The sequence below is a fragment of the Thiobacillus sp. genome (assembly GCF_024708915.1).
In genome coordinates this window covers 1-9,237 of the sequence record NZ_JANJXQ010000055.1, presented here as the reverse complement: position 1 = coordinate 9,237, position 9,237 = coordinate 1, and the positions used below count along the sequence as shown (strand labels likewise).

The window sequence follows — 9,237 nt, the reverse complement described above, 5'->3', positions numbered from 1 at the left end:
AGATCCTCGACCTGCCCTAGCAGCGCATCGTGCAGACCCTGAAGCCCGGCAAGGGGGTGCTGCACCTGGAGTTTTCCCCGCGCGGCGAGCAGGTCTGGCTTTCGCTGCGCGACGAAAACCGCATCGAGATCTACGACCCCGATTCGTTCGCCCGCATCGGCACCCTGCCTGCGCAGAGCCCGAGCGGAATTTTCTTCACCGTGCGTGCCCACAGGATCGGACTATGAGCGACATCCAACTCAGCCTGCTCAATGATTTCCAGCGCGGCTTTCCGCTCACCTCCCGACCCTTCGATGCCATCGCGCAGCGCCTCGGACTGGAGTTGGAAGGCCTGCTCGATACCCTGCGCCGGCTGACGCGGGAAGGCGTCGTCAGCCGCGTCGGCGCGGTGTTTCGCCCCAACCGCGTCGGCGTCAGCACGCTCGCCGCCATGGCCGTGCCGGAAGGGCGGCTTGACGAGGTGGCCCGGCTCGTCAGCGCGCGCCCCGAGGTCAACCACAACTACGAACGCGAACACCGCTTCAACCTCTGGTTCGTCGCCGCGGCCGCGAACCCGGCGCAGTTGGAGCAGGCGTTGCACGACATCGAGCAGCAGACCGGTCTTGCGGCGATGCGCCTGCCCATGGTGCAGGACTACCACATCGACCTCGGCTTCGATCTGCGCCGCAGCGTCGGCCTGACCGACCGGCACCAGCAGAAAGCCGCCCCTTCGCGCGCACTCGAACTCGACGCCCTCGACTACGCCCTGGTCGAGGCGATCCAGGAAGGCCTGCCCCTGATGGCGCACCCCTATGCCGAAGTCGCGGCATTCATCGGAACGTCGGAAGCCGACGTGCTGATCCGGCTGGGGCGGCTGCTCGATCACGGCGTCATCAAACGCCTGGGCATCGTCGTCCGCCACCACGAGCTGGGCTTCCGCGCCAACGCCATGGTGGTGTGGAATATCCCGGATGAACAGGTCGACGAATTCGGCCGCTGCGTCGGCGCCTCGGGTCTGGTGAACCTCTGCTACCAGCGCCCGCGCCGCCTGCCCGAGTGGCCCTACAACCTGTTCTGCATGATTCACGGCAAGGATCGGGACGCGGTGCTGAGGCACCTCGACCATCTGCGCGACCAGTGCGGGCTGACGGAGTTTCACTGCGAGGTGCTGTTCAGCAAGCGGCGCTTCAAGCAGACCGGCGCGCGCTACGTCGCGGCACAGCCGAAGACGGAGGCGGAGGCGATTTGATGGACGACCTCGACCTCGACCGCGCCCTGATCAACACCCTGCAAGGCGGCTTCCCGATCTGCGAACGGCCCTATGCCGAGGTGGCGGCCCGCGTCGGCAGCGACGAGGCGACCGTCATCGCCCGCATCGACAGCCTGCTCGCGCGCGGCCTGCTGTCGCGCTTCGGCCCCATGTACCATGCGGCGCAGATGGGCGGCGCGCTGAGCCTGGCGGCGATGGAGATCCCGCCGCAGGACTTCGAGCGGGTGACGGAAATCGTCAACCGCCAGCCCGAGGTGGCGCACAACTATGCGCGCGGCCACCGCCTCAGCATGTGGTTCGTGCTCGCCACCGAAACCCCCGCCGCGCAGCAGGACACGATCGCGCGCATCGAGCGCGAGAGCGGCTATCCGGTCTTCAACATGCCGAAGATCCGCGAATATTTCGTCGAACTGAAACTGCACGTATGAACGCGCCCAAGGATTTCAGTCCGCTCGACGACACCGACCGCCGCATCATCCAGGCGACGCAGGCCGGGCTGCCGCTCGCGCCGCGCCCCTACCACGCCGTCGCGGAACAGCTCGGCATGGCAGCCGCCGAGGTGATGCAGCGCATGCAGCGCATGCTCGACCTCGGCATCATCCGCCGCATCGGCGCCGTGCCGAACCACTATGCGCTGGGTTATCGCGCCAACGGCATGACGGTGTGGGATGTCGCCGACGACTGCATCGACGAACTCGGCGAACGCATCGGCCGGCTCGACTTCGTGACCCACTGCTACCAGCGCCCGCGCCACCTGCCTGAGTGGCCCTACAACCTGTTCGCCATGGTGCACGGCAGGACGCGCGAGGAAGTGGAGGCCAAGGCCCGCCTCATCGCCGAGGTGCTGGGCACGGCGAGCCGGGGCCGTGACATCCTGTACAGTTCGCGCATCCTCAAGAAAACCGGCCTGCGCATCGGCGCATAGGAGAAAAGACATGTTCCGTATCTCCCAATACCTGCAGGAACTCGCCCAGCCGACCCCGCTCGGCCCCCGGCGCACCCCGCCCGGCCCGGTGGTGATCTGGAATCTGGTGAGGCGCTGCAACCTCACCTGCAAGCACTGCTATTCGATTTCCGCCGACAAGGACTTTCCGGGCGAGCTCGGCACCGACGAGGTGTTCGCCGTCATGGACGACCTCAAGCGTTTCCGCGTGCCGGTTCTCATCCTCTCCGGCGGCGAGCCGCTCTTGCGTCCCGACATCTACGCCATCGCGCAGCGCGCCAAGGAGATGGGTTTCTACGTCGGCCTGTCCTCCAACGGCACCCTCATCGATGAAGGCAACATCGAGCGCATCGCCGCCATCGGCTTCGATTACGTCGGCGTCTCGCTCGACGGCATTGCGGCAACCCACGACCGTTTCCGCCGCATGGAGGGTGCCTACGAGGCCTCGCTGCACGGCATCCGCCTGTGCCGCGACCGCGGCATCAAGGTCGGCATCCGCTTCACCCTGACCCAGGACAACGCGCAGGACCTGCCCGGGCTGCTGCAGCTGATGGAAGACGAGCAGCTCGACAAGTTCTACCTGTCCCACCTCAACTACGCCGGCCGCGGCAACACCAACCGCAAGCACGACGTGGTGCACCGGGCCACCCGCCAGGCCATGGACCTGCTGTTCGACACCTGCTGGCGCTACCAGCAGGAAGGGCGCCGCAGCGAGTTCGTCACCGGCAACAACGACGCCGACGGCGTCTACCTGCTGTTGTGGATCCGCAAGCACTTCCCTGCGATGGAAGCGCACATGCGCGCCAAGCTCGCGCAATGGGGCGGCAATTCGAGCGGGGTCAACATCGCCAACATCGACAACCTGGGCAACGTGCACCCCGACACCTTCTGGTGGAACTACACCCTGGGCAACGTGAAGGAGCGGCCGTTCTCCGCGATCTGGCCCGACACCGCCGACCCGCTGATGGCAGGACTCAAGGCGAGCCCGCGGCAGGTCAAGGGTCGCTGCGGCGAATGCGCCTATTTCGACATCTGCGGCGGCAACACCCGGGTGCGCGCCTACCAGCTGACCGGCGACCCTTGGCAGGAAGACCCGGCCTGCTACCTGGACGACGACGAGATCGGCGTCGCCACGCCGCATGAGCGGCTGACCGTGACGCCCTATGTGCCACTGCGACGGATGGCGCGCTGATGAAAACCTGGCTCCGCGCTTTTTGTATTTTTCCGGCCATCCTGGCGCTGACGGCACCGGCCCGCGGCGCCGAGCCCGCAGCCGCGGTCTACGCCCGGCACTGCGCCAGCTGCCACGGCATCGACCGCCTCGGCGGCACCGGCCCTGCGCTGCTTCCGGAAAACCTGGAACGGCTGCGCAAACCCGAGGCGCTGAAAGTCATCGCCAACGGCCGCGCCGCTTCGCAGATGGCGGCCTTCGGCGACACGCTCTCTGCCGCCGAGATCCAGGCGCTGACGGATTTCGTCTACACGCAGCCCGCCAGCGTGCCCGTCTGGGGGCTCGCCGAGATCAAGGCCTCGCGCATCGAGAATTTCAAGGCCGGCAGCCTGCCGGACACACCCGTATTCAAGGCCGACCTGCTCAACCTCTTCGTCGTCGTCGAAACCGGCGATCACCACGCCACCCTCCTCGACGGCGACAGCTTCAAACCCATCCACCGCTTCCAGACCCGCTTCGCCCTGCACGGCGGACCGAAGTTCACCCCCGACGGGCGCTATGTCTATTTCGCCTCGCGCGACGGCTGGATTGCCAAGTTCGACATCTGGAACCTGAAGATCACCCACGAAATCCGTGCCGGGATCAATACCCGCAATCTGGCCGTGTCGGGCGACGGGCGTTACGTGATCGTCGGCAACTATCTGCCGCAGACCCTGCTCGTGCTCGATGCGGCCGACCTCACGCCGCTCAAGCTGATCGAGGCGAAGGACGACAGCGGCAAGCGTTCGCGCGTCTCCGCCGTCTACGACGCGGCGCCGCGCAAGAGCTTCATCGCCGCGCTGAAGGACGTCAAGGAGGTGTGGGAAATCCCCTACGCCGACGACCACGAGCCGATCTATCCGGGGCTGGTGCACGACTACCGCATGGCCGAGGCGCTGGCCGACAAGGGGCCGTTCCCGGTGCGCCGCATCCCGCTCGCGGACTATCTCGACGATTTCTATTTCGATCAGTCCTACACTCACCTGATGGGCGCCTCGCGCGACGCCGGCAAGGGCCAGGTGATCAATCTCGACGCGCGCAGGAAAGTCGCCGACCTCGACCTGCCCGGCATGCCCCACCTCGGCTCCGGCATCACCTGGGAATACCAGGGCCGGCCGGTGATGGCCACGCCCAACCTCAAATCCGGCGTGATCAGCATCATCGACATGAAGAACTGGCAGCTGATCAAGCGGATCGACACCCTGGGCCCGGGTTTTTTCATGCGCAGCCACGAGAACACACCTTATGCCTGGACCGACAATTTCATGAGCCCGGCGAAGGACACGCTCACCATCATCGACAAGCGCACGCTGGAAATTGTGCGCACGCTCACGCCTGCGCCCGGCAAGACCGCCGCGCACGTCGAATTCACCCGCGACGGCAGGTATGCCCTGGTCAGCATCTGGGAAATGGACGGCGCCCTGGTCGTTTACGACACGGCGACGTTCGCGGAGGCCGCGCGCATTCCCATGAGCAAGCCTTCAGGCAAATACAACGTCTACAACAAGACCACACGCTCGGCCGGCACCAGCCATTGAGCTTGCGCTCGGCAGCGCGTACACGGCGTTCCATGCGCAAACCAGCGGAAGCGCCGAAGCAGGGCCGTTGCTTCAGGACCGGTTGACTGGGTAAGCTGTCTTTTTGGTAACGGCGCCCTGCAAAACAGGGTTATCTGGCGTGAAGCAATCCGACCCCTTGTTATTCCGGCAGCAGGCGCTGATCGGCGGCGAATGGCGCGACGCCGCCGGCGGCGCGCGCTTCGCCATCCATAATCCGGCCACTGCGGAAACCGTCGGCCACGCGCCACGCTGCGGCGCCGCCGATGCCGAACGCGCGGTCGTGGCGGCGCACGCGGCATTTGCCGGCTGGCGCGCGACGCCGGCCAAAACCCGGGCGCAGTTGCTGCGCCGCTGGTTCGAGCTGATTCTTGCCCACCGCGACGATCTCGCCGCGATCATGGTACGCGAGCAGGGCAAGCCGCTTGCCGAGGCGCGCGGCGAGATCGACTATGCGGCAAGCTTCATCGAGTGGTTCGCCGAGGAGGCGCGGCGCGTCTACGGCGACGTGGTGGCGTCGCCGTGGGCGGACCGGCGCATGCTCACGCTGCAGCAGCCGGTGGGGGTGGCGGCGCTGATCACGCCGTGGAATTTCCCCGCCGCGATGCTGACCCGCAAGGCCGGCGCGGCGCTGGCCGCCGGCTGCACGGTGGTGGCGAAGCCGGCTTCGCAGACGCCGTTCACCGCGCTGGCGCTGGCCGAACTGGCGCAGCGCGCGGGGCTGCCGCCGGGGGTGCTGAACGTCGTCACCGGCGATGCGGCGACGATCGGCGGCGTGCTGACATCGCACCCGCTGGTGCGCAAGCTGTCGTTCACCGGCTCGACCGCGGTGGGCAGGCAGTTGCTCGCGCAGAGCGCCGCCACGCTCAAGCACGTGTCGCTCGAACTCGGCGGCAACGCGCCCTTCATCGTGTTCGACGACGCCGATCTCGACGCCGCGGTGGCGGGCGCACTCGCCAGCAAGTACCGCAACAGCGGACAGACCTGCGTGTGCGCCAACCGGGTGCTGGTACAGGATGCCGTCTTCGACGCCTTCGCCGAAAAATTCGCCGCCGCAGCCGCCCGCCTGAAGGTGGGCAACGGCTTCGAGGCCGGGGTGGAAATCGGCCCGCTGATCAGCGCCGCCGCCTTGCAGAAAGTCGAGGCGCACATCGCCGATGCGCTGGCGCAGGGCGCGACACTGCTCGCCGGCGGCAGCCGCCACGCGCTCGGCGGGCAGTTCTTCCAACCCACGGTGCTGGCCGACTGCACGCCCGACATGCAAGTGTGCCGCGACGAGACCTTCGGCCCGGTGGCGCCGCTGATCCGCTTCGCCGATGAGGCGGAAGCGATCCGCATGGCCAACGACACCGAATTCGGGCTCGCCGCCTATGCCTACACCCGCGACCTCGGCCGCGCCTGGCGGCTGGCGGAGGCGCTCGACTACGGCATGGTCGGCATCAACGCCGGCCTGATCTCCACCGCCGAGGCGGCATTCGGCGGCGTCAAGCAGTCGGGGCTGGGCCGCGAAGGCGGCCGCAGCGGCATCGGCGAATATCTGGAAAGCAAATACCTCAACCTGGGCGGGCTGGGGTGAAGCCGGCCGGCCCCGCAGCGCCGCGCACCGTGGTCGTCATCGGCGCCGCCAGCGGCGCCGGCGCACCCGACCCGGCCACCGGCGAAGGGCCGGACGCGCTGCGACGCTGGCGGGTGTTTCACGGCTCCCCACTGCAACATGTGGAATGGAACGCGATCCTGCGGGTGCCGCGCGCGCAGCGGGACACGCCGCTGCACGCCGTCGCGGCGCTCGCCGCCCGGCTGGCCGGGGAGGTGGCGGCGGTGCTGCAGGCCGGCCATTTCCCGCTGGTGGTGGGCGGCGACCATTCCTGCGCCATCGGCACCTGGAGCGGCGTGCGACGCGCCTTGGCCGGCCGCGGGCCGATCGGCCTGATCTGGATCGACGCCCACATGGACAGCCACACCTTCGCCACCACGCCGAGCGGGCAGATCCACGGCATGCCGCTGGCCGTCCTGCTGGGCCACGGCGAGGCGGAACTCACCGCCATTGACGGCGCCGAGGCCAAGCTGCGCCCGCAGCACGTGTGCCTGATCGGCGTGCGCAGCTTCGAGGCGGGCGAGGCGGCGCTGCTGCACCGGCTGGGGGTGCGGGTGTTCGGCATGGAGGAAATCCGCCGGCGCGGCCTGGCCGAGGTGTTCGACGAAGCCCTGGCCATCGTGCGGCACGGCACCGCCGGTTTCGGCGTGAGCGTGGATCTGGACGCGCTCGACCCCGAGGAGGAGCCGGGCACGGGCAGCCCGGTGCCCGACGGCCTGCGCCGCGCCGAACTCGCCGCCGCGCTGTCCCGTTTGCGCGGCGATCCGGCCTTCGTGGCGATGGAAATCGCCGAGTACAACCCGCGGCGCGACCGCGGGCGCGCCACCGCCGACGCCGCCGGCGCGCTGCTCGACGCCGTCGTGCCGCTCAAGCCGGCGGTGCGCTAGTGTCTATTCGAACTCCATCGCCCGGTACACCCGCCCGGCATTGCTGCGCGCCAGTTCGTCGGCAGTATGCAGGTGCAGATAGGCCGACTGATCGACCTTGTAGGCGTCGTCGAGCGAGCCGCCGTTCTTGATGACTTCGGCGACCTTGGCCCGCAGGTGCACCAGGTAGTCGCGCGTCCACTTGCGCACGGTCGCCATATCGGTCGGGCCGCCATGGCCGGGGATGACGATCGCGGCGCCGAGCGCCTCGAATTTGTCCCAGGTCTCGATCCACTTGGCGGTGTCGGTGTCCTCGAAGATCGGCAGCATACGGATGTGGAAGGCGGTGTCGCCGGCGATCACCAGCTTCTTCTCGGGCAGCCACACCATGGTGTCGCCATGGCTGTGCGAGGAACCGAGATGCAGGATCTGCAGGTTCCACGAGCCCATTTTGAGGTCGAGCCTGTCGTCGTAGAGCGTGTCCGGCATCACGAACTCGGTCTTGAACGCCTTGTCGCGGGCGCGCGCGCGCATCGTCTCCAGCGAATCGTATCCGGTCTTCTCCATGTAGGCCGCGGTGTCGCGCTGCGCGATGATGGTAACGCCCTGTTCCTTCCAGTATTTCGAGCCGAGCATGGCGTGGCCCTGGCTGTTTTCCAGCACCACGTATTTCACCGGCTGCGTGGTGCGCTTCTTGATTTCCTCGTGCAGGCTTTGCGCCAGCAGGTAGTTGTCGCCGGCGTTCACCACCAGCACGCCGTCGTCGGTGATGACGAAGGAAAGGTTGTTGTTGTGGCCGGAATTGTCGTAGCTGCCCGGCGCGGTGGCACCGATCGCCGACCACACGCCGGGGATGACCTCCTGCGGCAGGCTGTACAGAAAGGACGCCGGCGCCTTGTCGAATTGCTGGATCGGCAGGCCGGCGCGCTTCCAGTTGAAGAAGCCGTCGCGGTAGTTCTTCACGTTCGTGTAGCCGAGCCTGATCAGGGTGTCGGCGGCGAGCGGGCTGCGCTGGCTGACGCCGCAGTAGACGACGATGGGCGTGGCCTTGTCCGGCACCACGGCTTCGATCTGGAATTCCAGCCAGCCGCGCGCGAGATTGGCAAAACGCGGCGCGTCGATGTAGCCGCCGAGCAGGTTGAGTTCGGCCGGCGTGCGCACGTCGATCACCACCGTGTCCGGCTGCGCCTTCAGCTGCGCGACGAGGCCGGCGGTATCGATCTGCGGCACCCGCGCATTCACCGCGTCGAGCATACTTTGCGCGGCCTGGGTGACCGCGGGCGCTTCGGGCGGCGGAGTGACGACGGCGGAAAGGGTTTGCGCCTGCGCCGTGGCACCCAGCAGCAGCACCGCCGGGAGCAGGGCATGCGGAAAACGGATGGTTTTCATGATGGTCTCCTTGGGTTTCTGGTGCGGCACGCGGACCCGATGTCAGTCTGACGCCGGGCCGACGAAGGGGTTCTCGCGACGTTCGTGTCCGAAACTGGACATCGCGCCGTGCCCCGGCACGAAACGCACGTCGTCGCCGAGCGGAAACAGTTTGCCGCGGATGGCCGCCAGCAAGGCCGCATGGTCGCCGCGCGGGAAGTCGGTGCGGCCGATCGAGCCCTTGAACAGCACGTCGCCGACGAAGGCGAGCCGCGCCGCCGGCTGATAGAACACCACATGGCCGGGAGTGTGGCCGGGGCAGTGCAGCACGTCGAGGCGCACGCTGCCGACCTCGACCCGGTCGCCGTCGGCGAGCCACTGGTCCGGGGTGAACGCCTGCGCGGGCGGAAAGCCGAACAGCTCGGCCTGTTGCGGCAGCGCGTCGAGCCAG

General features: G+C 67.8%; 10 protein-coding genes. 8 read left to right on the top strand and 2 right to left on the bottom strand.

Going from position 1 to position 9,237, the window contains the following annotated elements:
- Positions 1–29: 29 nt before the first annotated feature.
- From Q0L94_RS04415 to Q0L94_RS04380, 8 genes are all read left to right on the top strand, one after another.
- The gene (locus tag Q0L94_RS04415; RefSeq protein ID WP_296750442.1) at positions 30–227 is read left to right on the top strand and encodes a cytochrome D1 domain-containing protein; all 198 of its coding nucleotides are present in this window, start codon (positions 30–32) and stop codon (positions 225–227) included.
- Entirely contained in the window at positions 224–1,228 is a 1,005-nt protein-coding gene (locus Q0L94_RS04410) for an Lrp/AsnC family transcriptional regulator (RefSeq protein ID WP_296750439.1), read from the top strand. The genes Q0L94_RS04415 and Q0L94_RS04410 overlap by 4 nt, the downstream gene beginning before the upstream one ends.
- Entirely contained in the window at positions 1,228–1,677 is a 450-nt protein-coding gene (locus tag Q0L94_RS04405; protein WP_296750436.1) for an AsnC family transcriptional regulator, read from the top strand. The genes Q0L94_RS04410 and Q0L94_RS04405 overlap by 1 nt, the downstream gene beginning before the upstream one ends.
- Positions 1,674–2,174 (top strand): AsnC family transcriptional regulator, encoded by a 501-nt coding sequence (locus Q0L94_RS04400; protein WP_296750433.1) that lies wholly within the window; start codon positions 1,674–1,676, stop codon positions 2,172–2,174. The genes Q0L94_RS04405 and Q0L94_RS04400 overlap by 4 nt, the downstream gene beginning before the upstream one ends.
- 10 nt (positions 2,175–2,184) lie before the next feature.
- Complete coding sequence (gene nirJ, locus Q0L94_RS04395) at positions 2,185–3,384, top strand: heme d1 biosynthesis radical SAM protein NirJ (RefSeq protein ID WP_296750430.1); 1,200 nt, start codon at positions 2,185–2,187, stop codon at positions 3,382–3,384.
- Positions 3,384–4,940 carry a nitrite reductase gene (locus Q0L94_RS04390; protein ID WP_296750427.1) on the top strand — a complete coding sequence of 519 codons (1,557 nt, stop codon included), beginning with the start codon at positions 3,384–3,386 and terminating at the stop codon, positions 4,938–4,940. Before nirJ ends, Q0L94_RS04390 begins: the two co-directional genes overlap by 1 nt.
- A 181-nt stretch (positions 4,941–5,121) precedes the next feature.
- Positions 5,122–6,534, top strand: a complete 1,413-nt coding sequence (locus tag Q0L94_RS04385) for an NAD-dependent succinate-semialdehyde dehydrogenase (protein WP_366799194.1) — start codon at positions 5,122–5,124, stop codon at positions 6,532–6,534.
- Positions 6,531–7,439: an arginase gene (locus tag Q0L94_RS04380; RefSeq protein WP_296750421.1), complete on the top strand. Its 909-nt coding sequence runs from the start codon at positions 6,531–6,533 to the stop codon at positions 7,437–7,439. Before Q0L94_RS04385 ends, Q0L94_RS04380 begins: the two co-directional genes overlap by 4 nt.
- Before the next feature lie 3 nt (positions 7,440–7,442).
- On the opposite strand, the gene Q0L94_RS04375 is transcribed toward Q0L94_RS04380, so the two are convergent.
- Both Q0L94_RS04375 and Q0L94_RS04370 read right to left on the bottom strand, forming a co-directional pair.
- Positions 7,443–8,807 carry a rhodanese-like domain-containing protein gene (locus Q0L94_RS04375; RefSeq protein WP_296750419.1) on the bottom strand — a complete coding sequence of 455 codons (1,365 nt, stop codon included), beginning with the start codon at positions 8,805–8,807 and terminating at the stop codon, positions 7,443–7,445.
- Between the two features lie 42 nt (positions 8,808–8,849).
- Positions 8,850–9,237 (bottom strand): MBL fold metallo-hydrolase (locus Q0L94_RS04370; RefSeq protein ID WP_296750416.1); only part of this gene is annotated, 388 nt, incomplete at its 5' end.

What these genes read in the sequence shown, in the direction of transcription:
- Q0L94_RS04375 (WP_296750419.1), bottom strand. Translation starts at nt 8,807, where the DNA reads ATGAAAACCATCCGTTTTCCGCATGCCCTGCTCCCGGCGGTGCTGCTG.
- Q0L94_RS04400 (WP_296750433.1), top strand. Translation starts at nt 1,674, where the DNA reads ATGAACGCGCCCAAGGATTTCAGTCCGCTCGACGACACCGACCGCCGC.
- Q0L94_RS04405 (WP_296750436.1), top strand. Translation starts at nt 1,228, where the DNA reads ATGGACGACCTCGACCTCGACCGCGCCCTGATCAACACCCTGCAAGGC.
- Q0L94_RS04410 (WP_296750439.1), top strand. Translation starts at nt 224, where the DNA reads ATGAGCGACATCCAACTCAGCCTGCTCAATGATTTCCAGCGCGGCTTT.
- Q0L94_RS04390 (WP_296750427.1), top strand. Translation starts at nt 3,384, where the DNA reads ATGAAAACCTGGCTCCGCGCTTTTTGTATTTTTCCGGCCATCCTGGCG.
- nirJ (WP_296750430.1), top strand. Translation starts at nt 2,185, where the DNA reads ATGTTCCGTATCTCCCAATACCTGCAGGAACTCGCCCAGCCGACCCCG.